Genomic DNA, 24,012 nt, shown 5'->3' with positions numbered 1-24,012 from the left:
TTACGCCATTTGTACCATTGTTTTTTCCAACAGTCTAACTATGACCTCTTTACTCTCATGATATTCCTCTGAAAGAAATTTCAGGCCATTTAATGTCTTAATCTTGCTCTGCAGCTCAAGGAAAAAGCTTCTTGCATCATCAGGACTATCAAAAACAAATTTAGCATCAAAAATACGACTGATTAATGAAAATAACTCTATCTGTCTCTCAAAAGGACAATAACAGTCCACAGGATCGAATGCGTTCTGCTGGAGATAACAAAAATCATAAAGTTCTGCCTTTAAGTAGATTTCCATGTCTTCCATAGAAACCCCTTCTTCACCGACAACTTCCATACGCTTGCCGATTTCTGAACCTTTCTCTAGAAACTGTGCTGCTTTTTTCACAGCACCACCCCAGCCTGAAACCTTCTCTTCTAAAATTTGTCCTACCTGGTTCAAATATTTTGACCAAGAAATCAAAGGGTCTATTGAAGGATACCTACGTGCGTCAGCTCGTGCTTTTGAAAGACCACAGAACGCTCCGACTACAGCTAATGTAGATTGAGTGACTGGTTCTTCAAAGTTTCCTCCTGCAGGAGACACCGCACCACATATAGTTAAAGATCCTTCAGAACCATCTTTCGTGGTGATAGCTCCTCCTCGCTCATAAAAAGCAGCTATTCTAGAAGACAGGTATGCAGGAAATGCTTCCTCTCCAGGGATTTCTTCAAGACGTCCCGAAATCTCTCTAAGGGCTTGTGCCCATCGGGATGTAGAATCAGCTAAAAGCAGAATATCTAGTCCCATCTGGCGATAGTATTCTGCAATCGTCACTCCTAAATAGATCGAAGACTCTCGGGCAGCCACAGGCATGGATGATGTGTTACAAATAATACATGTTCTGTGCATTAAAGACTTTCCGGTATGGGGGTCGATAAGATGAGGGAACTCTTGTAATACCTCAACAACTTCACCAGCACGCTCTCCGCACGCACACAAAATCACAATATCTACAGCAGCGTACTTAGAAAGATGGTGTTGTAAGACTGTTTTCCCTGCACCAAAAGGTCCTGGGGTACAGAAAGTTCCCCCCTTCAATACTGGAATTTGCGTATCTAAGATTCGCAAACCCACATCCATAATCTTATGCGCAGGGATCTTCTCTCCTTCAATAAAAGCTTGTTTGATCGGCCATCTTTGCACCATAGTAAAGGCACATTCTTTACCCTGAGCATCTCGAGCTTTTGCGACCACAGTATGAGCATTATAGGTTCCTTCAGAAATTACCCAAGTCAGGGTAACCTCTTGAAAGCAAGAAAAAGGAACCATAATCTTATGAGTAAATCGTCCTTCAGGTACTGTTCCTAGAAGATCTCCTCGTCTTAAAGTATCCCCAACAGAAGCTACGGGAGTATAATTCCATAAATTATGATCAGAAATAGCATTAACATGCTTGCCTCTCTGCAAGAAAGAACTATCTTCAGCTAGCACCTCAAGACGATTTTGAAGTCCATCGAAAATGCCCTGAAGCAAGCCAGGCCCTAACTCGGCTTCTAAAAGATGTCCTGAAAACGTAACAAGAGCTCCTCGACACGCGCCTTGTGTATCTTCAAATACCTGAACCTTGACTTCTTGATCAGCAACTTCAATCACTTCTGCTTTTAACCAGGTATTATCTACGTTGACATATGCAACTTCACCTTGTCTAACATATCCGTCAAAGCGTACACGTAACAAGTTTCCATAAGCTTCTATAACATGTCCCTGAGCAGTTTGTTCTGAAACTGTTACCATTTGATTGCCTTTTCTATATGATTAATAATTTCTCTTCCTTTTTCAACACTTGCTAAGCTGTTACGAATAGCAAACATATATGTAGCACATCTTGCTAAAATGACATTCCCATCAAAGTAGGAGTCAGAACAAAATCCCTCGAGTTTATGAAATTGGTATAGGGCAAGCGCACGATTCAGTGTATGAGGCAAGAGGCCGTAGTCATCCAAAACGCCCTGTAAATCCGAAAACTCTTCAGGAAGCTCATAATTAGGAGAATCTTTCTGCATGAGCACCTCGAGCACAACTGGATCGGAACTATCTTCGTCGCGCAAAACATAGGAAACATCCATATTCAAGACTCTTGCACGGAATCCCGCGAGTACAACACGAAGTTGTTGTTGAAATCTGAAATAATCTTGAAGAAACTTTGAAGAATTCGTTTGATGATAGGAAAGAAACTCTCTAAATAAATCTGAAAAGTGATTCAAACGATCTTGAGAAGACTTATGATTCATTAAAAAATCCTTAAAGAAATCTTCAAAATCATTGTCATCAGACCACTGCTGAGAGGAAAGCATTCTTTCTATATTTTCCTGAGTCACCTCCCCAAAAGAGAAGGGAATCGGTTTACCAGCCCAAAAGAAAGCGAAATTTTCGAAATCAAAAAAACGTTTAAGAAGTCCGTAATTGCAAAGATCGTTTTCTGATAGGTTTAAATAAAGTAGATCGTCTAAGTCCGAAATAGAAAATAGAGGTACGGATTCTGGTAGCTGAGTAGGTAAAAATGAAGATAAAAAATAATATTGAGTCATGACGACAACTTTAAATATTGAGAAGATCTTTTCATGACTTTATTAAAGTCAAGATCCTTGAAAAATCATTTCACGAAAATCTTTCTGCAAATAACGTGTGAAAATCTCAAGAAGAGCTGAGGAACTAAGATCCAGAACCCAGTTCTTTTCTTCAACTTTTAATTGAACACCACCAACAAAACTTCCAACAACTACACTTTTCTTTCGTAGTTTTGTTGTTACAGCCTTTCCTAGGAGCTCATTAACAGCTCTAGGACTCACATGTTTTCCTATATAGGCGGTCAGATTTCCTGAAACCCCTTGAGCTTCCAAAGCCTGCACTAAAGCTTGAATTAACTTTGTAGAAACCTCAGGATCGGTGGTTACATGCTCCAGCCACTCTACTAAAGACTCTCTAAATATTTTGTTTTCTACAGCCTGTTTTAAGGCTTCCAAAGCGCGCTTCCCTGCTTGGCTTAGAGCAACTTCGCCTTGTTTTATCTTTTGATGAGCTCTCTCTTCTGCCGTCTCTAAGATTTTTCTGGCTTCTTCTTGAGCTTCTTGAATAATTCTTTTCGCTTGTTCTTTAGCATTATGCAATAACGCCGCAGCCTCGTCTTCTGCAGGCTTTAGAGTGTCTAAACGCAAAGCATCGCAGATTTGCTTAAGCTTACCATCGGCATTAAGATTCGCCATAATATTTTACCGCTTATTCTTTTAGAAAAGAATTTTCTTTAAAAAAGATGTTATTATGATTCCACTAATCTAACAGTTTATGTCATTCTAGCATTTAATTCAACTGATCCACAAATAAGAAACGGGTTGCAGAGATGTTCTAGAAGAAAATTGCTTTGATATCTTCAAGATAAATCCCATGCTCTCCTCTAACTCTCTAAGAAAAAATTCCTATAAACATAGAATTCAAAAAAGAAGAATTGCCTTTCTATGTTTGTTTGAAAGTAGGCCTTCTTCTAGATCCAAAGATTCCCTATTGGGAATATTTTTCTGAAAACGATACAATCTTGTATAAGGTAGAGAGCTATGCTATGTGCTTTGAATCTATCTTAATGTACAACTAACTACATAATTTTCTATGAAATTTTTTATTCTTTTTATTTTGATTGTAGCTCAATTCCCTGCTTTCTCTGCTCAGCCAAGAACTCAAGTCTCTGCATCTCACTCAAAGCAAGCAAAAGCAAGAAGGACCTCTAGGATACGATCTTCGGCAGCAACGAATGCGAGTGTTTCTCGCTATAAAACAAGAGCAGCTGCGCGGAAAAAAATAGGAAAATTTGAGAAAAAACCCTCGCTCTCCCCCGTCCAATGGGTTCGCTATTCAGGGAAAAACTATAGCATACAGACACCCTCTCTTTGGCAGTGTATTGACGATAAAACACAGCTCCCAGAAAAATTAGATGTTCTCCTTATAGGCAAGGGGAAAGGAAATCTCACTCCTACCATCAACATTGCTCAGGAAATCACTTCCAAATCTTCAAAAGAGTATATTGAGGAAATCTTAGCCTATCATAAAGCCAATGAGATGACTTTAGAATCTGGAATATTTACCCAAATTCAATCTCCTAGCGGAGAGTTTACTATTATCAAAACAGAGAAAAACTCTTCATGGGGACGTGTATTTTGTTTACAAGCGACAACAGTCATTGACCATACTGCTTATATTTTTACAAGCACTGCAACTTTGGATGACTATGCAGAACTTTCATTTACCTTTTTAAAAGTAGTCTCTTCTTTCCAAATTCGCGGTGGTAAAGAGGCTACTTCAGGAGATGCAATCCTTGAAAAAGCTTTGGAAGCTCTGCAAAACGAAAACAAATAAACTTAGGATTAAGAAATAAGATCGCTTTCTTGGTGTAAGATACTTGTATTTAAAGCATCAAAGAGGAAACGAATAGCTATTTTCTTTCCATCTAAAGAGAGATTTAATACTACAGGGAAACGAGAAAACAGCAATTGAAAGGGAATATCCATTTGGTTGTCTTCTACCGATACCGACACAGTAGCATTTCCAAGTATAGAATTAGCATCATGTATCCTTTTACATAGTGCTACAAACTGACGAATCTCATTACGTATGACAGAATCGAATGTATAAGTAGATGAGCAAACGTTACATGTTAAAATAACGTCTAAGTTAAAAACTGAGAAACAAACATTGCCTTTGCAACAACAAGGGCAAGAAAATACTAGTTGCGATTTATAGTCCATCTTATTTTTCATTTCGCTTTAAGGTGGTATCCCCAAATCGGCTTAATTTAGTAAGCAATTACGCACCTTCTGCAGCAATTTGCTTTATAAACTCTGTAATTGCAGTCTCAAGAATTTGAGTATCTCCTGCAAATATCCGAATTCCTTCAGCAAGTTTTTCTGTAGCCATAGCATCCTCATTCATTAAAAAGCGAAAAAAGCTTTCTGTGAGTTCTATTGGCTGCACATCTAACTTTTTAGCTTCTGCAGGATCTAATTCTTTTTTTACTGGGTGTTGAGATTTCTTTAGCTCATCCAGCAGCTTTGGAGATATCGTTAAAAGATCGCAACCAGCTAATGCTAGTACCTGCTCTTTTGTACGAAAAGATGCTGCCATAATTTGCGTAGGAATACCGAATTTTTTGTAATACGCGTAAATATTTGATACTGAAGCGACACCTGGATCTGCATCTATAGAGTAACCTTCATCACCATAAGCCGCGATCCACCAATCATAAATACGGCCAACAAAAGGAGAAATTAAAGTTGCTTTAGCTTTAGCAGCTGCAATCGCTTGAACTAAATTAAAAATCAAAGTGACATTACATGCTATGCCCTTTGCTTCTAAAAATTCAACAGCTCGAATACCTTCCCAAGTTCCAGGAATCTTTACTAACAGGCGCTTTTTATCTCCTCCCATAGCTTCGAAAAGCTGCGAAAGGAATACGGCACGCTGTACCATAGCTTCAACGTTGAAAGAAAGCCTAGCGTCAATTTCAAGAGAAATTCTACCAGGGATATTTTTGATAATTTCTAGAGCAAAGTTAACCTGAATTTTGTCTAAAATAAAAGAAAGAGTCTGAAGATCATCACCGTTCTGTCGGATTCCCCAAACTACAGCTTCGTTTAATAGCTCTTGAAATTTGGGTTCTTGGGCCACTTTTAAGATCAAAGAAGGGTTTGTTGTAGCGTCTTGAGATCCCGAGGCTTTAACTAGCTCTGGGTCTCCGCTATCACAAACGATAGTGCTCAACTTCTTTAATTGATCAAATTGGTTAGACATAGGCACCTTGGCATCACTGTTGATCTCTAGGCAACGTTAACAAAAAAAAACATTCCTATCAAGGAGGTTGTAAACATAACCTCCTTGATAAAAGACTGTGTCACCTAGTTAACAAACACACTCTGTTTCACTAACAAAATCAAAAACGAGATCTTCTTGTTCTTTTTCTAGATACTGCTTAATACGCTTATGCGTTTCAAAGCCTGTACCACCAGGAATCATATGACCCATGATCACATTTTCCTTAAATCCAAGAAGGTAGTCGGTTTTGCTACAACAAGCTGCATCTGTTAAGACTCGAGTTGTGTCTTGGAAAGAAGCTGCTGATATAAACGATTCCGTACCCAAAGAAGCTTTCGTAATTCCCAATAAGACGGGAACAGCTTGAGCTGGCTTACCACCGTCTTCTTCGGTACGACGATTTTCTTCATAAAACTCTTTCTTATTCACGTCTTCGCCAAAGAGCAGAGTCGTATCACCTGGGTCAGTAATTCGTACTTTTTGTAACATCTGACGAACAATAATTTCAATATGCTTATCGTTAATGTCAACGCCCTGCAGACGGTAAACTTCCTGCACCTCATTTACCAGGTACTTCTGAAGTTCACGAACTCCGCAAATTTCTAGGATTTCATGAGGAACAACTAAACCATCGGTAAGCTGCTGCCCTTTAATCACACTATCTCCACGTTGTACAATCAAATGTTTGGTTAATGGAATCAGATGTTCTTCTTCCATACCTGTCATTTCATCACAGACAACAAGAATACGTTTGTTCTTTTGAATTCCTTTGAAGTCAACAACACCATCAATTTTGGCGATGTCAGCAGCATCTTCAGGTTTACGAGCTTCTACTAATTCAGCAACACGAGGCAAACCGCCAGTAATATCTTTTGTTTTGATAGCTCCGCGAGGAAGTCTAGCTAACAACATACCTGGATCAACCCGTTGTCCTTCTTCTACAGAGATAATCGCTCCTGAAGGAATCGCATAGGTTCCGACAAGTTCTGACAAGTCAGCATCATCATAGATAGCAATCTGAGGATGTAACTCCCCTCGGTGCTGTTTCACAATAAGTTCAACAAGTCCTGTGTTCTTGTTCACAACTTTCTCTGTAGAGATTCCCTCAACCAAATCTTCATATTTAATAAAGCCAGGCTTATCGCAAATGATAGGAATATTGTGTAGTTCAACTTCTGCGATTCTTTGTCCTTGAGAAACAGGAGTTCCGTCAGCAACAAGAATTTTCACTCCTAGTTCTACAGGAAATACCTCTAGGCTTTCTATAGACTTGGTTGAAAGCAGCTTTTTATACTCATTGAGAGTACGACCTTCATCACCTACAACATGTAAAGCTCCCTTCTTATTCAAGACAAGATTGTGACCTTCTTGCCCCAGAACAACACGGAGATCCATGTAGACTAAGATACCATCACTATTCGTAATAATCTCAGGAGTTGAAGACGTAGCAGCAATACCCCCTAGGTGGAACGTTCTCATTGTTAACTGAGTTCCAGGTTCCCCAATCGACTGAGCAGCAATAATACCAACAGCTTCACCCATGCCAATGAGTCTACCATTAGCTAAATTGAGGCCGTAACACTTTGCACAAACTCCGCGAGGACTTTCGCACGTTAATGTAGAACGAATCTTAATTGTCTCAATACCGGCATCATCAATTGCTTCTGCTTGTACGGAGTTGAGTACATCACCCGATTGAGCAAGTAGTCGACTTTTATCACCTGGTTGATAGACATCTTCAGCTACAGTACGTCCATAGATACGATCTTTAAGAGGCAAGAGTTCTTCAGAACCTTGACCTATTGCAGAAATCTCAATGTGATTTAACGTACCGCAATCTTTTTCGGTAATGATCACGTCTTGGGCTACGTCTACAAGTCTACGTGTTAAGTATCCGGAGTCGGCAGTTTTTAGAGCTGTATCGGCTAAACCTTTTCTCGCACCGTGTGAGGAGATGGAGTACTCTAAAACTGTCAATCCTTCTCTAAAGTTCGAAGTAATTGGAGATTCAATAATTGCTCCGTTTGGCTTCGCCATTAATCCTCGTAACGCTCCCAACTGTTTCAACTGGGATTTATTACCTCGGGCTCCAGAATCAATCATCAGGAACAAGGGGTTATGCTTGCTACGTGTTTGTTTGCTAATTTCAACATAGAGGGCATCTGAAAGCTGTTCGGAAACTTCAGTCCAAATACTAATAGTTTTGGAATGACGCTCCCCTTCAGTAATGATCCCATCATCATATTGTTTTTTGACGATAGCAACCTTATCGTAGGCATCTTTGAGGATATGACTCTTGATATCAGGAATACGAACATCCTTCAATCCCATAGAGATTGCGGCTTTTGTAGCTTGAATAAATCCAAGATCTTTAAGGTCATCTAAGAAACGTACAGTAGCTTCTAAACCGACTTTCTTATAGCACTGTAAAATAAGCTCACTTATACGCTTACTTGGCATGCTGTAATTTTGGAAGCCGAGTTCTTTAGGAACAATTCTGTTGAACAATACCCTTCCTGGGGTTGTCTCAATAATTTGTCCATCAATACGCACTTTAATCTTTTCATGAATATGGATACCGCGTCCTGTTTCATCACGACGATCTCCGAAAACATCATCAATGAATCCACCGTTATTTAAAGCACGCAATACTTCGATTTCATCTTTAAATATCTTAGTTTTTCCTCCATGTTCTTCAGGAAAATAGGTAGGATCTGCCATCAGATAATATAATCCTAAAGTCATATCTTTCGAAGGAATAGCCACAGGCTTTCCTGAGGAAGGAAGGAAGATGTTGTCTGGAGCCATCATTAAAACTTTAGCTTCCAGTTGTGCCTCTACAGATAGAGGAACGTGCACGGCCATTTGGTCTCCGTCGAAGTCAGCGTTAAACGCTGCGCAAACTAGGGGGTGTATACGAATCGCTTTACCTTCTATCAATACAGGTTCGAAAGCTTGAATTCCTAAACGGTGCAATGTAGGTGCTCGGTTAAGAAGTACTGGATGTCCCTTAATGATCTCTTCGAGAACGTCCCAAACTTCTGGGGCTCCTCGTTGAATCATTTTCTTAGCAGAACGAATGGTATAAACGCTGCCTTGATCTTTTAGTCTTTTAATAATAAAGGGTTCGAATAGCTCTAAAGCCATTTCCTTAGGCAATCCGCATTGATTAAACTTCAATTCAGGACCAACAATAATTACAGAACGTCCAGAGTAGTCAACACGTTTTCCTAAAAGATTTTGACGGAAGCGTCCATTTTTTCCCTTTAACATTTCTGACAAGGATTTCAATGGTCGGTTTCCAGCTCCCATGACCGGATGACCATGTCGACCGTTATCAAAAAGAGCATCAACAGCTTCTTGAAGCATACGCTTTTCATTACGAACAATAACCTCTGGTGTTTTTAAACGTAAGATCGCTTTAAGACGATTGTTACGATTAATTACACGGCGGTAGAGATCGTTTAAATCAGAAGTCGCAAAACGACCGCCATCTAAAGGAACAAGAGGACGGAGATCAGGTGGAACTACTGGGATATTTTTTAATACCATCCACTCCGGGTGGTTGGATGAAGAAACAAATCCCTCAATGATTTTAAGACGTTTGGCTAACTTCATTCTCGCTTGCTGAGATTTTGTTTTGCGTAAACGCTCTTTAAGATCTTTAAGCAAGCTTTGGAGATCTTCGGATTTAAGCAAATCATAGATAGCTTCGCCACCCATTTTAGCAACGAAAGCGTCCTTACCCCACTTCTCAACAACTTCACGATATTGCGCATCATTAAGAAGTTGTTTTTTAGTTAGGTCTGTCTTACCTGGGTCAATAACTACATATTCTTCATAATAAATGACACGTTCCAGATCCGAAGCTGTCATTCCAAGAACATTACCAATGCGTGATGGAGTTGTTTTGAAAAACCAAATATGGACAATAGGAACTGCTAACTCGATATGAGCCATACGTTCACGACGGACTTTTGAAAGAGTAACTTCAACTCCGCATCGATCGCAGACAATTCCTTTATGTTTTATTTTTTTATATTTTCCGCAGCAACATTCCCAATCTTTAGTAGGACCAAAGATTTTTTCACAAAATAGACCGCCCTTTTCAGGTTTAAACGTACGGTAATTTATAGTTTCTGGCTTTTTGATTTCTCCACAAGACCATTTATCACGAATTGTAATATCTGAAGCTATGCCTATCTCTAATTTATCAAATAGTCCTTCTTTAGAAAGAACTCCAATGTCTCGAGAATTTTCTCCGAACATTATTTTCTCCAAAACGTCATTTTTTAAGCGTCTACGACCATAGGACGAACATCAAGTCCTAGACCCTGCATCTCTTTAATTAGCACATTGAACGACTCAGGCGTTCCTGATCGCAAGAGGTTTTCCCCCTTAACGATAGATTCGTAAATCCTTGTTCTTCCTGAGACATCATCAGATTTCACGGTTAGAATTTCTTGGAGCATATGAGCAACCCCATATGCTTCTAGAGCCCAAACTTCCATTTCCCCGAATCTTTGTCCTCCCATCTGAGCTTTACCACCGAGAGGTTGTTGCGTGACTAAAGAATATGGCCCTATAGATCTTGCGTGAATCTTATCAGCGATCAAGTGACTGAGCTTTAGCATATAGATATAGCCTATCACTACCTTGTTATCAAAGCGTTCACCTGTCTTCCCATCATATAAGAAGGACTTCCCATCTTCTGGTAATCCCTGTTCTATCATCATATCCCAGATACGTTGTTCAGGGAATCCTTCAAAAACAGGGGTTTTCACGTAAATGCCTGCAGTTTTTGCTGCATAACCTAGGTGTGTTTCTAATACCTGTCCAAGGTTCATCCTTGAAGGCACCCCGAGGGGGTTCAGGATCATTTGTACAGTTTCTCCGTTAGAGAGATATGGCATATCCGCTTCGGGAACGATTTTGGAAACAACACCTTTATTTCCGTGTCGTCCAGCCATTTTATCTCCAACTTGAAGTTTTCTCTTAGAGGCAACGTAGACTTTAACTTGGCGAATGACACCATGATCTAAATCTGCATCTCCCTCACGAATATGCTCAACTTCAGTCTTATAATTGATTTCTAGCCGTTGTAATGCCGTTTCGTAATCTGATAGAAGTCCTTTCAACACTTCATACATTTCACAGTTAGGCATTAAAAGATCCACTAAATCTTCTTGTTCTATCCGTTCTATTGTCTCTTGATCAAAGAGTAGGCCTTCATGAACAACGATTTCTGCTGTACGACGGTGAATAATGGCTGCAGGTGCTTTCTCATTTAATAAGAGAGCTCCTAATTTCTCACGATATTCTGTTTTTAAAGTTGCAACTTGGTTTTTATATCCTTTTTGCAAATCTTTAAGATGAACAGCTTCTTCTACAAGTTCGTCATCACTCTTTGACAATCTATCCTTTCTACTGAAGACTTTAACATCCATAACGACGCCTTCAGTTCCTGGAGGCACTGTTAAAGATGCATCTTTAACGTCAGCAGCTTTTTCACCAAAAATAGCACGGAGCAGACGCTCTTCTGGAGCTAATTCTGTTTCTGATTTTGGTGTGATCTTACCAACAAGAATATCCCCAGGTTTAACCTCAGCACCGATACGAATGATCCCATCCTCACCGAGATTGGCCAATACTTCATCAGATACGTTAGGAATGTCACGAGTGATCTCTTCTTTTCCTAATTTTGTATCTCGGGCTGTTAGTTCGAATTCCTCAATATAAATAGAGGTATAGGCATCTTCTCTGATCAATTTTTCAGAGATAATGATCGCATCCTCAAAGTTGTATCCATACCAAGGCATAAAGGCAACGAGTACATTTTTACCTAAAGCAAGTTCTCCACGATCAGTTGCGGGTCCATCAGCAATCACATCACCCTTAGTTATGACATCACCGACTGCACACAAGGGCTGTTGGTTAATGCAAGTTCCTGAATTAGATCTAAGGAACTTTTTCAGATGATAGGTACGTTTAATTGTAGGATTATGTTTTGCAGCAACAACTACTTTGTAACCATCAACAAAATCAACAACACCATCTTCTTCTGCAACAACAATAGCTCCAGAATCTTTAGCAGCACGACATTCTAATCCAGTGCCAACAACAGGAGCTTCGGTTTTAAGTAAGGGAACCGCTTGACGTTGCATATTGGAGCCCATCAAGGCGCGGTTCGCATCGTCGTGCTCTAAGAAAGGAATCAATCCTGTAACAATAGAAACGAGCTGTTTCGGAGAAACATCCATATGGGTTACGGTGCTTGTATCTGCTTCGAAAGCTTCTCCAGCATAACGTACCCAACAGACGGGTTCCGTAAACATATTGTACTCATCTAGGCTTGCTGAAGCCTGTGCAATCACACATTCTTCTTCAACATCGGCTGTCATGTATTCGATTTCATCTGTTACGATTCCATCTCTTACAATTCTATAAGGAGTTTCAATGAATCCAAATTCGTTAATTTTAGCAAAAGAGGAAAGAGAGGTGATCAGACCAATATTTGGACCTTCAGGAGTTTCAATAGGACAAATACGTCCATAATGACTTGCGTGCACGTCACGAACTTCAAATCCTGCGCGTTCTCTATTTAGTCCTCCTGGACCTAATGCAGAAAGACGTCGTTTGTGAGTTAACTCAGCTACAGGGTTGGTTTGGTCCATAAACTGCGAAAGCTGGGAGCGGCCAAAGAAATCTTTTAACACGCTAGCGAGACCTTTAGCAGAGACAACTTTTCCTGGAGTCAACGTATCTGAGGAGAAATCGAATAAATTCATTCTCTCTCTAACAATTTTCTCCATTCTAGCAAGTCCTGAACGACATTGATTTTGAATGAGTTCTCCGACAGAGCGGACACGTCGATTAGCAAGATGATCAATATCGTCTACACAAGCTTTTTCATCTCCCATTTTCAAACGAATCAGATACTTTAAGGCTCCGATCACATCTTCTTTTCTCAAAGTAACTTGAGACAGAGCTTCATCATCTATAGAGAAGCCTAGTTTGCGATTGAGCTTATAACGCCCTACACGTCCTAGATTATAACGTTTGGGGTCAAAGAAGAGCCTCATGATAGTAGAACGTGCATTAGCTAGAGTTGCAGGTTCTCCTGGACGTAGTCTACGATAAAAATCTTTTAAAGCGGCTTCGTATGAATCTGTAGGATCCTTAGCGAGCATTTTGATAATAGGATGATTTTCATCAGCATCTACAGCAATCTTAACAGAAGCGATTCCAGCATCGAGCATCCGTTTTAACATTGCTGTACTTAACTTTTCTCCGGCTTTTCCATAAACTAGAGAGGAGGCTTCATCAATAATATTGTCTGCTAAAATCCTTCCAACAAGAAGAGCAAAGTCTTTCTCACTTCTAAGAGAACTTTCTCCTATTGTGAAGAATTCTTCGATGATATCTGCATCTGAAGAGTATCCAAGAGCTCGGATAAAGGTGATTGCTAGAATTTTTCTTCTACGTTTTTTTCTATCAATATGGATATAAATTAAGTCATTAATATCGAAAATAGCTTCGAGCCAACTTCCACGATAAGGAATGATTCTGAAGGAGAATAAAATATTACCTTTGGAATGTTTTTCTTGTTCAAAGTTAATTCCTGGAGAACGATGAACTTGGGAAACAACGACTCTTTCAGCTCCATTAATGATAAATGTCCCTTTATCAGTCATTAGAGGGATCGTTCCCATATAGACTTCTTCTTCTTTGATTCCCGTTTCATCGGTTAAACGAAAACGGACTTTCAAAGTGACGCTATAGGTAATTCCTCTACGGATACATTCTTCTGGAGAATATTTTGGCACACCCAAATTATATGAAAGGTACTCAAGAACGGTAGCTTCGTTATAGGATTTAATGGGAAAAATTTCCCTGAAAACCTCTTCTAAACCGATATTTTCTCTTTCTTCTGCTAATTTTCCAATTTGAAGAAACTGCTTATAAGACTTAATTTGGATTTCGATAAGATTTGGAAGGTCTGGGATATCTTCCTTTTTTTTAACACTGACCCGTTCAGGGCACTTCAACATGCGAGTTCTCCTGCTATTTTGATGCGACAAAATTTCCCTAAATTAAGCCTACGTATGCTTCTAAAGGGAGCATTCGGTTTTTTATACATGAAAAGAAAAAGAAAAGAAAAATCTTTCGATTTTTCTTTTCTACAAATTACAGTCCCTTAAATGAGGCTTTTGCGCCAGCATCTTGTAACTTCTTAACAGTATCTTCAGCATCACTTTTAGAAGTTTTTTCTTTAACAGTTTTAGGTAAACCTTCTGTCATTTCTTTAGCTTCTTTTAAAGCTAATCCAGTTACTTCCCTAACGACTTTTAAGACGCCGATTTTTTTATCTGCAGGAACATCTTCGAGGGTTACTGCAAATTCTGTAGGTTCGGCAGCAACAGGAGCTTCTCCGCCACCACCAGCAGCAACAGCAACTACGGGAGCAGAAGCAGTAACATCCCACTTCTCTTCTAATAATTTTTTCAATTGAGAGAGTTCTAGTACAGTTAAATTACTTAACTTCTCTACTAAAGTTTCCAAACTTTCTGTTGTCACTTTTGTCACCCTTACTTATTTTGAGAGTTTTAATTTTAATTCTTTAGTTCTTTCCTGCCTTTTGATCCACACAGGAGATCACTCCAGAAAGGACAGAATTCATAATTCCTACAACTTGGGACATTGGAGCAGCGAATAAACCAACAACCTGCTGTCTAAGTTCTTTAAGAGATGGCAATTTGGCGACAGCTTCTACCTCTGCACCAGACAGAGACGCATTGTCCATCCTTCCAGCGAGGAAAACTAAAGAGTCTTTATGTTGTTTATTAAAGTCCAGTACCTGCTTTGCGGCAGAAACAGGATCTCCACAGGAAAAGACTACACCGAGATGCCCATCTGTATCACTACAATCTACCTCTAAACCTGCAGCTTCTATAGCTTTAAAGAAGATTCTCTTCTTTAAAACTTCAAATTCTGCAGAAACTCCAGAAAGTGAGTTTCTGAATTCTCTAGAATACGCGGCGGTAAATCTAAGGTATCTTAATAAAATGAATCCCTGTGCTGCGGAAATTTTGTCTTCTACCTCTTGAAGAAGTAATGTTTTTTCTTGTTTCATTTTCCCTCTTTAAGATTAAGATGCCATTAATTCTCTAGTATCTATAGAAATACCAGGCCCCATAGTGGAAGAAATAGTGAATGAGACTAAATATTGACCTTTAGCTGCAGGAGGTTTGGCCTTAATTAAAGCAGAACTTAGAGCTTCAATATTTTCTTTGATTTGACTGCTTTCAAAAGACAACTTACCTACGCCTACATTACATACGCCTGCGCGGTCTGCTTTAAATTCAATTTTTCCTTTACGCAATTCGGAGATTGCTTTAGCAACGTCTGTGGTTACCGTTCCTGTTTTAGGTGTAGGCATTAGATTTCTAGGTCCTAAGACTTTTCCTAATTTTCCTACTTCACGCATCATATCTGGGGTAGCGACAGCAACATCGAATTCCAGCCACCCGGATTTAATTTTTTCAACAAGATCGTCGCTTCCCATAAAGTCTGCGCCCGCTTCAACAGCTTCTTTGACTTTGTTCCCTGAAGCAAAAACCAAAATTCTTAAAGTTTTTCCTGTACCATTAGGTAAAAAAACGGCTCCACGAATTTGTTGGTCGCTCTTTTTAGGATCTATCCCTAACTTGATAGATACATCTACAGTTTGATCGAAGCGTACTGGAGGACATTGTTTTAAAATATCTATAGCCTCCCGCAAAGAATATGATTTTGAGAAATCATAGTTCTTTAAGATGCCTCGTATACGTTTTCCATGTTTTGTCATAATTCTACAGCTCTACAAGTAACAATTTATTCTACGTCTATACCCATACTACGGGCAGTTCCTTCCACCATACGTTTCGCAGATTCTAGAAGGACAATATCCATATCTTTCATTTTTTGTTCAGCAATTGCTTCAACTTGAGCCTGAGTAAGTTTTCCTACTTTATTACGATTAGGAATTTTAGATCCTGATTCCAGATTCAAAGTTTTCTTTATTAAAGAGGAGACTGGAGGCTGTTTGGTTATAAAAGTAAAAGTTTTATCAGCATAAACAGTGATGACTACTGGAAGTAAGTCTCCAGGCTTATCTTGAGTTGCAGCATTAAACTCCTTACAGAAGCCCATAATATTGACTCCAGCAGCACCTAAAGCTGGTCCTATGGGTGGCGCAGGATTTGCTTTACCCCCAGGGATTTGCAACTTAATTATTTTGATTACCTTTTTTACCGACATACTAAACCTTACTTTGCACTGAGACACCTCTACAAACAGAGGGTAAGAAACGAAAAACTAAAATTATAAGAAGATAAGGAATAAGAATACACTGATTTTAACCTATCTACTCACTTTCTTGCCCTGGGGCTACCTCTTCCACTTGCCAAAATTCTAAATCATCTACCCTAGTTTCTCTTCCAAAGATAGAAACCATAACACTCAGGCGTCCTTTATCATGGAAAACTTCGGAAACCATGCCGATAAAATTGACAAAGACTCCGTCATTAATTTTCACTCTAGAACCAACCTCGAACTGATGTTTTTGCACCACTCCCGATTTCTTCTCTTCTATATCTGTTAAGATACTTCTTACTTCATCTTCAGAAAGAGCTACAGGGACTCCGCCTCCAAGAAACTCGACTATACCTGCTGTACTTTTAACATAGAGCCAAGACTCGTCAGTCAGATGCATTTTAACTAAGAGGTATCCAGGCCAGATGTATTTTTCAACGACCTTATGTTCTCCTTTTTTCACTTCCATGACATTTTCAATAGGCAAGATAATTTCCTGTATAAAATCAGTCATTCCTGAAGACTCTTTAAAATCTTCTAAAGCCTTTTTTACTTTCTTTTCTTGAGCTGTAAAAACTTGAACGACATACCATTTATACATGCAATTAACCGAACAAAAAGGTTGTTATACCATCTAAACATGTGATTGACTTACGCAACACAAGATCTACGAAATAAATAGCAAATCCAAAACCAAAAATACTGATAAGAACTACTTTTATGTATTTCTTAAGATCGTGCTTGCTTACCCATTCAATTTTTTTAATCTCATCTAAAAAGCTTCCTGCAAATTTGGCTTGTTTTTTCACTGTGCCAATCTTGCGAGATAAAGCCTTACGATTGTGTTGTTGTTTCATAAACCAACTTCTAGATTAAAAATTAAATCTACGGGTGCGAAGGGAATCGAACCCCCGACCGGCGGCTTTGGAGGCCACTGCTCTACCAGCTAAGCTACACACCCAGAAAATCGCGATGATGAAAATCATCGCGAAATTCATTTTTAAGCATTGATCTTTGAAATCGTTCCAGCGCCGATAGTACGACCACCTTCACGAATTGCAAATCTCATTCCTTCTTCAAGAGCAACTGTTCCAATGAGCTCAACATCAAGCTCAACGTTATCTCCAGGCATTACCATTTCAGTTCCTTCAGGAAGAGTTACGACTCCTGTCACGTCTGTAGTACGGAAGAAGAACTGAGGTCTGTATCCGCTGAAGAAAGGCTTATGACGTCCGCCTTCTTCTTTCTGAAGAACGTAAACAGCTGACTTAAATTTCGTATGAGGCTTCACGCTGTTAGGCTGACAAACCACCATACCTCTTTCAACATCGTTCTTTCCAATACCTCTGAGGAGTAAACCAACGTTTTCTCCTGCACGACCTTCAGGAAGTTCTTTCCTGAACATTTCGACTCCAGTAACGATTGTTTCTTTAGTCTCTCCTAATCCCACGAGCTGAACTTTATCAGAAACTTTAACGATTCCACGCTCGATTCTTCCTGTAACCACAGTACCACGACCAGAGATTGAGAATACGTCTTCGATAGGCATTAAGAAAGGCTTATCAATTTCTCTTTCTGGTGTAGGGATGTTGTCATCCACAGCTTGCATAAGTTCTCGAACTTTTTCGATATAATTTGCATCACCTTCAAGAGCTTTCAAAGCAGAACCACGGATAATAGGGCATCCTTTGTAGCCTTTTTCTTCAAGAAGCTCACTAAGTTCCATCTCAACAAGGTCAATAAGTTCAGCATCTTCTTGAGAGATCATATCTACTTTATTCAAGAAAACAACGATATAAGGAACTCCAACCTGGCGAGCTAGCAAGATATGTTCTTTAGTTTGTGGCATAGCTCCGTCTGTAGCTGAAACGACTAGGATAGCTCCGTCCATTTGAGCGGCGCCTGTAATCATATTTTTAACATAGTCAGCGTGACCAGGGCAGTCTACGTGAGCGTAGTGACGATTTGGGGTTTCGTATTCAACGTGAGAAGCGTTGATAGTAATTCCACGAGCCTTTTCTTCTGGAGTATTGTCAATTGAACTATAGTCACGGAAAGACGCCAATCCATCCCCTGATAGCGCGCGTGTAATTGCCGCTGTTAGCGTAGTTTTACCATGGTCAACGTGCCCGATCGTCCCAATATTGATATGGGGCTTATTACGTTGAAAAGTTTCTTTTGACATCTCAAAATCCTCTTAAAAATTATTGATTACTCCAACCATTCTTTCTGCCCAGAATAGGAATTGAACCTACGACCGCTTGCTTACCATGCAAGTGCTCTACCACTGAGCTATCTGGGCTTACTTATGCATTGCTTCCCGGTCTTGAAAAACCGCCTAGTCTATGTCACTTATTTTAAAACATCAATAGAAAATATAATTAACGATGTCTGTAGACAACCCTAGCTTTTGTTAAGTCATAGGCGGACATCTCGACAGTAACGCGGTCTCCAACAAGCAATCGAATATTACTCATACGCATTTTTCCGCACAAATGGGCGGTAACTGGCATACCGTTTTCTAGTATTACACGAAAATGCATTCCTGGAAGGAGCTCTTCTACCTTACCTTCGAGTACAAGAGTATCTTCTTTTTTCGCCATTGATCAATTATCCTTAACAAAATCTTTTAAGCCTAAGCCTGTGACTGGCTGGCCTAGTGGGTAGATTCAGCCCTAAAAATAGAACGGTGCTCTTCATTTCCCCTATTCTATAAACGCATTAGGATTATATTTGTTATTTAGAAAAAGTCAAATCCCTTTCACAAAACCTTGCGAATACTACCAATAAAATATTGAGTAAACTAGAGGGGCTATAGAAGCACAAAAACCTCTGTTTACAAAGAAAAAGTCCTTATTTTAATATACTGCTTATTGTTTTATTTTTTTCACTATCGAATGTCTACTCCACTATCTTCTGGAGGAATTTCGCCTTCTGACCAATACGTTCCTCAAGAACTATTTTGTGACAGACTGAGCTCTTCTAGATCGAACTCTCCTGATTCAAATGCTTCAGGGGACTCTCCTATAGTCAGCCCTCCTATTTCAGCGTTAGTTGCATTAACTGATCTGAAATTAGTTCCTTATAATCAAAATTCATTTTCTTGGACAACTCGTTTAAAAAACGCGGTTGAAAAAATTGGTTTATTCCTCCAAAGGAATTGGAAATATATATTACTTTATATTTTAGCTTGGGCATTAATTTTAGTATGTCATCATACGGTTGCTTTAACTCTAACAATTTGGTTAGGGGTGGGTCTAGGGATTGGCGTTGTTTTTGGCATTTTTACAGCGACATGTTTAGATAAAGAGAACAAGCATAGGCATGTAAACAGTCTATGGAATTTGATAAACCATGGAATTTTGCAATTAGATCCGAACGGAACACGACAAATTCTTTTAGCCACGATGATAGCCTCTATTTCAGCGTTGATTTATGCGGTTCCTCAGGCTGTTGGTCTTGTTATAGGTTTTTCCATTGGAAATCAATTAAGTATTAATACTGTTTATGGGGCGCGCTTAGGAGATGAGGCTACTTATGCTATTGATCGCAAGGCCCACAAAAAACGAATAGAGAACATTGAGCAAGCGATCAACCAGCATCAAATCATCAAGCACCAAATGATCAATCAAAAGCAGTTGAATGCGCTTATAGAGATAAATCGCAACAACCAAACGGATCCTGCCACAGCGAATCTTTTAGCTTCTTTGAAACTAAACTTAAATCAGCCTATGCCCTATTGTTTTTCGATGCCAGAATGTGGTGTAACTAGCTCATACCTTGACTTGAATAACAACAGTCCTGATGATATTATTGCAAGAGCTGACCAATGTATTATGACCTTATCTCAGACTTTGCAACAAATCAAAAAAGAGCCTGATCGTATCATTGAATCAAATCATTGAGAAGTATTTTGGAATTTATCTGTCCTCTGCAACACGCTAGGTGTTTAAAAAAACAGCATAAAATTATTGAGGAGCTATTTCCAGAACCTTTTCAAAAAGATCATCTGTATCTTAAGTTGATGGAAAATAGTTCTTCAAGGGATGCTTTTGACAAGAAGCGCATGTTGAAGGAGAACTTGGTTGTAGGTTGTCAGAGTGATTTATATCTTTACGAGGTATATCAAGATGGAATTTTATTTTTTTTCACTTATACGAAAGCTTTAATGTCTTCAGGAATCGCCTCTTTATTTACTGAGGTATATTCTGGAGAAACTCCTTCTACAATTTTGACATGCAAGCCAATTTTTTTTCAGCGCCTGACTCCCTATCTTTCTTTTGGTAGGTTGAATGGTGGAGAATCTCTGTACATGCGTATGAAGCAAATAGCGGTACAATACTTAAAGCCGCCTCAAACATAACTACATTCCGTTCAGGCGTGGATATCCCTTGATCATTAGAAAATTATGTGTTAGCATTGCTCTCTTACCTTGGGGGGCGGTAGCTCAGTGGTTAGAGCTGCGGACTCATAACCCGTAGGTCACAGGTTCAAATCCTGTCCGCCCCAAGTTTTTCTTATCATATATTTCTTAGGAAAGTTTATGAATCAGCCTCTAATACAAAGTAGGCTTATTTCATTTGAAAAATCAAAACTTTTTTTCTAATCAGTCACGCACCTACGAACAGAGATTCCCAAAGGTGTCCCCTCATTTCGAGTCTATTCTTCGGTTGCAATCTGTAGGGTTTTCTTCACAAGGAACCCTTTGATTTCATTTAGAGATACGGAACTAAAAAGAGATCTTTATATCTAAAAAACTGTAATAAAAAATAAACACAGTTTTTTAGGGTTCTATTCGCTCTTAATCAATGTTTTCTTATCTTGCATTGCCGAAGAATAGATAGTACGAAACTTAAGGCAAGCTACTCTTAGCGGCGGGATCTATGGTATCTTCGTACAGAGTACACCATGAAAATTAGGTTTGCGAATAAAATTAACATGTAGATACACGTGTTTATAACTAAGCCGATAGAGTAAGCATCCCAAGGATTATCTGCTTGTTGCATTTCATCATCATTAAATGCGGGACGTCTTAAATCTCCAGATTCGATCAATCTATAAGGGTCCAAGGCAAGTATGTTAGTATTTGCATGAGCAAGAGCAGTTAACAAGCATGAACTTACTATAGATGGAAACACTATTGCGTATCGCATACTTGCTAGGGTTAAATCAGTAATTCTTGCTCCCAACGTATGTCCTATTATACTTCTATGAACAAACAATTGGATTCCATGGCGTAGACATCGGAAAGGCCAGTGGAGGATCAAGTTCCATGCAAAAAATACAACTCTAGTAGTGCACATATATCCAAGAATGAATCTAACATTGAAAGGTACCCCCTCTACTGATCGAGGGTATGACAAAATAAGTAGCTCTAGTAGAGTTGTGGGTAACGCCAGGTTACGTAACCCTGTACAAACTAGCCGTGGGACACGCAGGTACCGACGCCCACAAGTTGAGTCAGTTACAGTCAGGAATATGTAGCTTACTGTCTCTACAGCAGCACTGCTTATAAAGATAAGGCATACAATGTCGTTGCTTTGGAAAGAATAATAAGGAGACATCAGGTAGATCTGAGCAAGTGTATTCAGCCGTACGAGAACATACATACTTGTCATGAAAGGATTACTAGAACGTCCAGGCATATAGTTAGATTCTAATCTCCCACCTCTTTCTTCATGCATCAATCTAGAGGCAATACTTAGAGCCTCTGGGTTCTGCTGGGGATTGAGAACTAGAGCTACCTCATGTCCCCCTTCTAGTGAAGTTAAAGGAGATGTTTGTTGTTGCGTTTCTGGAAGCATTCCCATGCCCTCAGAACAAACCAACAGGCATCTCTCACCATACCGTATCGCGTTATCAAATGTGTGGCTGAATAGAGAGGGGTAAAAGATTCCGTCACTCGATTCCCCGTAGGGAAGTACTGATGTATTTTCCGCACAGGCCGCTAGAGAATCCAGGCAAGAGGGCCAAAATCCTCGAACACGGTAGTGCTGTACGTGATAGTTCCCTCTAATATAGACAGTCGGAGAGAGCCCTAGAACATAGATATCCTGAGTATGCATGGATGAATCGAGGGCTGCCTGAACATAGGCGCCTCCGTTTCCCTGGTAAAATACTAGGAAACGTCGCCCCACGTTCCAGTGGCGACTAAAAAATCGGTCCCAAAAGTACGTCATAGCTCTAACTGTATGGCTAACTTCTAAACGGGAATGACATGTATTTTCTCTAGCAAATGCGTATAAGTGACCCGTCTCATAAAGAACTCTTACGGGTTCACCACGTAACTCAGTGATATGCATCCCACCTTGAACAGCTTCAAGTTGAGTGTCACTGGTACTAGCAATATAAATACAATTTACCTCGTGATCTTCCCAATCCCTTTCCGAGTTGGCAGGACAACACAAGGTAGAGACCAAGGTACCAAACATCTCTTCACTCGTTCTGCTAGTTATGCTTGCTGTTTCATCAAAATATCCTGGTGGCGGCTGCCTAGAATATTCTGGAAGAGATAAAAGTTGCTGTGGAGAAGGCAGACTAGGAGCGCCCCGCTCTATTACAACAAAGTTGCTAGCTGAAAAATACGGGGGCAGCTCACCGCCTACTTCGGGGGGGGGGGGGTAGCTCGACTGCTATTGTTATTCGTATTCCCCAGATCTTGAAGTTCTATCCAATCATAGGGAGGAGGAGAGGAGGATCGGGATGGTGGGGGTGTTGTCATTATACCAAGATTAAATATGAGTAGATAAACATAAAGAAAATTTAATTATAAATCAATAACACATAAATAATTTATATTATTTTAATTAACCTAATATAGGTAAGACCATTTTGTAGTTAATAAGGATATCTCAAAAAAATCGTAATCTCCTTTCACAACCTATTGTTAACAGGTTTGTATTTAATAAATAATATTTTTTAAAATTCACAAATCATGAACAAAAAATAATTTGCTATTCTTTTTTTTATTCACAAATTTCTTTTGTATTTTGATTTTTATATTTCTATAATACCATTAAAATCGATTTATTAAATTAATTACTTTAAAGTTTTATGATTAAGAAATTTTTTATTTATAGTTTAATTTTCTCCTGCAGTTTCTCCGCTCCCCTAAAAGGCATTTGCAATGAGGATGTCTCTTCTCAGTCCAGAATTGAGGAGGATCCTGAAGTTTTAATAACACAACTCAATGAGCTGATTGAAACCCCAATCGAAGAGGGCAAAGAGATACGTAATGAACTACAAGCAATTTCCGACGGGCAAAAAAGTTCGGAAGAGATTGAGGAAAGTTGTGGTACTTCTGACTCAGAAGGTCTTTCTGAAAAGACTGATAAAGAGTCTTCTAATGAATATGTCTTAGATTTTTTCGATAGCATGGTTCAAAGATTAGAGGGCATTTCTAAGATGTGTCAATCTGGACAAGTTGCCCAAATTATCGATTGTTTTAATCGTGAATTTGACATTCGGAACCGCGAATTGGAGTTGAAAAATCGCGAATTAGAGCTCCGAGAGAAGGATTTAGAGTTTAAAAAGTCCATTTTAGATTGGAATAAAGAAAAAGTAAGCCGCGAGCTAGCATTTCAACGTGAACAAGATATTAAACAAACTCTTATGCTATTAAAAAAATAAACTAGAGAGAAAATGTTCCATAACATCTTGGAACATTTTCTTTTGATCTCTCCTCATGAAATTTAGATAATCTAGAGTATCTAAGAACGGAGAGTCTATTTCCAAAGATGTATCTAGAGCCTCTTCTAGATATTTTTATTCGGTATATTTCCTTTGGGGTGTAAGAATACTCCCCTGCCTCACAAGCAGTAG

The 24,012-nt window shown here is 39.2% G+C and carries 20 protein-coding genes and 3 tRNA genes; 5 read left to right on the top strand and 18 right to left on the bottom strand.

Annotated features, from left to right (window positions below):
• The 3 genes from CPB_RS00445 to CPB_RS00435 are packed head-to-tail and all read right to left on the bottom strand — an operon-like array spanning position 1 to position 3,245.
• Complete coding sequence (locus CPB_RS00445) at positions 1-1,776, bottom strand: V-type ATP synthase subunit A (RefSeq protein ID WP_010882738.1); 1,776 nt, start codon at positions 1,774-1,776, stop codon at positions 1-3.
• Positions 1,770-2,570, bottom strand: coding sequence for a DUF2764 family protein (locus CPB_RS00440; protein WP_011126058.1), 801 nt, complete (start codon positions 2,568-2,570; stop codon positions 1,770-1,772). Before CPB_RS00440 ends, CPB_RS00445 begins: the two co-directional genes overlap by 7 nt.
• 48 nt (positions 2,571-2,618) lie before the next feature.
• Positions 2,619-3,245: a V-type ATP synthase subunit E gene (locus tag CPB_RS00435; RefSeq protein WP_010882736.1), complete on the bottom strand. Its 627-nt coding sequence runs from the start codon at positions 3,243-3,245 to the stop codon at positions 2,619-2,621.
• A gap of 397 nt (positions 3,246-3,642) precedes the next feature.
• Between CPB_RS00435 and CPB_RS00430 the strand changes: the two genes are divergently transcribed.
• On the top strand, positions 3,643-4,386 hold the full coding sequence (locus tag CPB_RS00430; protein WP_010882735.1) for a hypothetical protein: 744 nt from the start codon (positions 3,643-3,645) through the stop codon (positions 4,384-4,386).
• 8 nt (positions 4,387-4,394) lie between these two features.
• Here CPB_RS00430 and CPB_RS00425 read toward each other — a convergent pair whose 3' ends face one another.
• The 14 genes from CPB_RS00425 to infA all read right to left on the bottom strand — a co-directional run bounded on the left by CPB_RS00425 (position 4,395) and on the right by infA (position 18,794).
• Entirely contained in the window at positions 4,395-4,775 is a 381-nt protein-coding gene (locus CPB_RS00425; protein ID WP_011126057.1) for a hypothetical protein, read from the bottom strand.
• Between the two features lie 58 nt (positions 4,776-4,833).
• Entirely contained in the window at positions 4,834-5,817 is a 984-nt protein-coding gene (tal, locus tag CPB_RS00420) for a transaldolase (protein WP_010882733.1), read from the bottom strand.
• Positions 5,818-5,925: 108 nt separating this feature from the next.
• On the bottom strand, positions 5,926-10,107 hold the full coding sequence (gene rpoC, locus CPB_RS00415; RefSeq protein WP_010895278.1) for a DNA-directed RNA polymerase subunit beta': 4,182 nt from the start codon (positions 10,105-10,107) through the stop codon (positions 5,926-5,928).
• A 23-nt stretch (positions 10,108-10,130) separates the two neighbouring features.
• Positions 10,131-13,889, bottom strand: a complete 3,759-nt coding sequence (gene rpoB / locus CPB_RS00410) for a DNA-directed RNA polymerase subunit beta (protein WP_010882731.1) — start codon at positions 13,887-13,889, stop codon at positions 10,131-10,133.
• 136 nt (positions 13,890-14,025) lie between these two features.
• Positions 14,026-14,415: a 50S ribosomal protein L7/L12 gene (gene rplL, locus CPB_RS00405; protein WP_010882730.1), complete on the bottom strand. Its 390-nt coding sequence runs from the start codon at positions 14,413-14,415 to the stop codon at positions 14,026-14,028.
• A 43-nt stretch (positions 14,416-14,458) separates the two neighbouring features.
• Positions 14,459-14,971 (bottom strand): 50S ribosomal protein L10, encoded by a 513-nt coding sequence (rplJ, locus tag CPB_RS00400; RefSeq protein ID WP_010882729.1) that lies wholly within the window; start codon positions 14,969-14,971, stop codon positions 14,459-14,461.
• A 15-nt stretch (positions 14,972-14,986) separates the two neighbouring features.
• Positions 14,987-15,685, bottom strand: coding sequence for a 50S ribosomal protein L1 (gene rplA, locus CPB_RS00395; RefSeq protein ID WP_010882728.1), 699 nt, complete (start codon positions 15,683-15,685; stop codon positions 14,987-14,989).
• Between the two features lie 26 nt (positions 15,686-15,711).
• Entirely contained in the window at positions 15,712-16,137 is a 426-nt protein-coding gene (gene rplK, locus CPB_RS00390) for a 50S ribosomal protein L11 (RefSeq protein WP_010882727.1), read from the bottom strand.
• A 106-nt stretch (positions 16,138-16,243) separates the two neighbouring features.
• Positions 16,244-16,792 (bottom strand): transcription termination/antitermination protein NusG, encoded by a 549-nt coding sequence (gene nusG, locus CPB_RS00385; RefSeq protein WP_010882726.1) that lies wholly within the window; start codon positions 16,790-16,792, stop codon positions 16,244-16,246.
• A gap of 4 nt (positions 16,793-16,796) precedes the next feature.
• Positions 16,797-17,048, bottom strand: coding sequence for a preprotein translocase subunit SecE (gene secE / locus CPB_RS00380; protein WP_010882725.1), 252 nt, complete (start codon positions 17,046-17,048; stop codon positions 16,797-16,799).
• 31 nt (positions 17,049-17,079) lie between these two features.
• A tRNA-Trp gene (locus tag CPB_RS00375) sits at positions 17,080-17,152 on the bottom strand.
• A 39-nt stretch (positions 17,153-17,191) separates the two neighbouring features.
• The gene (gene tuf, locus CPB_RS00370) at positions 17,192-18,376 is read right to left on the bottom strand and encodes an elongation factor Tu (RefSeq protein ID WP_010882724.1); all 1,185 of its coding nucleotides are present in this window, start codon (positions 18,374-18,376) and stop codon (positions 17,192-17,194) included.
• A gap of 45 nt (positions 18,377-18,421) precedes the next feature.
• Positions 18,422-18,493, bottom strand: a tRNA-Thr gene (locus CPB_RS00365).
• Between the two features lie 79 nt (positions 18,494-18,572).
• On the bottom strand, positions 18,573-18,794 hold the full coding sequence (gene infA / locus CPB_RS00360) for a translation initiation factor IF-1 (protein ID WP_010882723.1): 222 nt from the start codon (positions 18,792-18,794) through the stop codon (positions 18,573-18,575).
• Between the two features lie 294 nt (positions 18,795-19,088).
• Here infA and CPB_RS00355 point away from each other — a divergent pair, with 294 nt between their 5' ends.
• From CPB_RS00355 to CPB_RS00345, 3 genes are all read left to right on the top strand, one after another.
• Complete coding sequence (locus CPB_RS00355; RefSeq protein WP_010882722.1) at positions 19,089-20,096, top strand: hypothetical protein; 1,008 nt, start codon at positions 19,089-19,091, stop codon at positions 20,094-20,096.
• An 8-nt stretch (positions 20,097-20,104) separates the two neighbouring features.
• Complete coding sequence (locus CPB_RS00350; RefSeq protein ID WP_010882721.1) at positions 20,105-20,554, top strand: SufE family protein; 450 nt, start codon at positions 20,105-20,107, stop codon at positions 20,552-20,554.
• A 73-nt stretch (positions 20,555-20,627) separates the two neighbouring features.
• Positions 20,628-20,700: transfer RNA gene (locus CPB_RS00345), tRNA-Ile, on the top strand.
• 359 nt (positions 20,701-21,059) lie between these two features.
• Here CPB_RS00345 and CPB_RS00340 read toward each other — a convergent pair.
• Positions 21,060-22,622 carry a DUF687 family protein gene (locus tag CPB_RS00340; protein ID WP_010892151.1) on the bottom strand — a complete coding sequence of 521 codons (1,563 nt, stop codon included), beginning with the start codon at positions 22,620-22,622 and terminating at the stop codon, positions 21,060-21,062.
• A gap of 622 nt (positions 22,623-23,244) precedes the next feature.
• Between CPB_RS00340 and CPB_RS00335 the strand changes: the two genes are divergently transcribed.
• A complete protein-coding gene (locus tag CPB_RS00335) occupies positions 23,245-23,820 on the top strand; it encodes a hypothetical protein (protein ID WP_010882718.1) in 576 nt (191 codons plus the stop codon).
• Positions 23,821-24,012 lie beyond the last annotated feature (192 nt).

This window comes from Chlamydia pneumoniae TW-183 (genome assembly GCF_000007205.1).
GTDB classification, from domain to species: Bacteria; Chlamydiota; Chlamydiia; order Chlamydiales; family Chlamydiaceae; genus Chlamydia; species Chlamydia pneumoniae.
The sequence above is the reverse complement of the archived record's forward strand: the minus strand, read 5'-3'. Positions and strand labels throughout refer to the sequence as shown.

What these genes read in the sequence shown, in the direction of transcription:
- infA (WP_010882723.1), bottom strand. Translation starts at nt 18,794, where the DNA reads ATGGCGAAAAAAGAAGATACTCTTGTACTCGAAGGTAAGGTAGAAGAG.
- rpoB (WP_010882731.1), bottom strand. Translation starts at nt 13,889, where the DNA reads ATGTTGAAGTGCCCTGAACGGGTCAGTGTTAAAAAAAAGGAAGATATC.
- CPB_RS00430 (WP_010882735.1), top strand. Translation starts at nt 3,643, where the DNA reads ATGAAATTTTTTATTCTTTTTATTTTGATTGTAGCTCAATTCCCTGCT.
- rpoC (WP_010895278.1), bottom strand. Translation starts at nt 10,107, where the DNA reads ATGTTCGGAGAAAATTCTCGAGACATTGGAGTTCTTTCTAAAGAAGGA.
- CPB_RS00355 (WP_010882722.1), top strand. Translation starts at nt 19,089, where the DNA reads ATGTCTACTCCACTATCTTCTGGAGGAATTTCGCCTTCTGACCAATAC.
- CPB_RS00425 (WP_011126057.1), bottom strand. Translation starts at nt 4,775, where the DNA reads ATGGACTATAAATCGCAACTAGTATTTTCTTGCCCTTGTTGTTGCAAA.
- CPB_RS00335 (WP_010882718.1), top strand. Translation starts at nt 23,245, where the DNA reads ATGATTAAGAAATTTTTTATTTATAGTTTAATTTTCTCCTGCAGTTTC.
- CPB_RS00340 (WP_010892151.1), bottom strand. Translation starts at nt 22,622, where the DNA reads ATGTTTGGTACCTTGGTCTCTACCTTGTGTTGTCCTGCCAACTCGGAA.
- rplA (WP_010882728.1), bottom strand. Translation starts at nt 15,685, where the DNA reads ATGACAAAACATGGAAAACGTATACGAGGCATCTTAAAGAACTATGAT.
- tuf (WP_010882724.1), bottom strand. Translation starts at nt 18,376, where the DNA reads ATGTCAAAAGAAACTTTTCAACGTAATAAGCCCCATATCAATATTGGG.
- secE (WP_010882725.1), bottom strand. Translation starts at nt 17,048, where the DNA reads ATGAAACAACAACACAATCGTAAGGCTTTATCTCGCAAGATTGGCACA.
- CPB_RS00445 (WP_010882738.1), bottom strand. Translation starts at nt 1,776, where the DNA reads ATGGTAACAGTTTCAGAACAAACTGCTCAGGGACATGTTATAGAAGCT.
- rplK (WP_010882727.1), bottom strand. Translation starts at nt 16,137, where the DNA reads ATGTCGGTAAAAAAGGTAATCAAAATAATTAAGTTGCAAATCCCTGGG.
- rplJ (WP_010882729.1), bottom strand. Translation starts at nt 14,971, where the DNA reads ATGAAACAAGAAAAAACATTACTTCTTCAAGAGGTAGAAGACAAAATT.
- nusG (WP_010882726.1), bottom strand. Translation starts at nt 16,792, where the DNA reads ATGTATAAATGGTATGTCGTTCAAGTTTTTACAGCTCAAGAAAAGAAA.
- tal (WP_010882733.1), bottom strand. Translation starts at nt 5,817, where the DNA reads ATGTCTAACCAATTTGATCAATTAAAGAAGTTGAGCACTATCGTTTGT.
- CPB_RS00435 (WP_010882736.1), bottom strand. Translation starts at nt 3,245, where the DNA reads ATGGCGAATCTTAATGCCGATGGTAAGCTTAAGCAAATCTGCGATGCT.
- CPB_RS00440 (WP_011126058.1), bottom strand. Translation starts at nt 2,570, where the DNA reads ATGACTCAATATTATTTTTTATCTTCATTTTTACCTACTCAGCTACCA.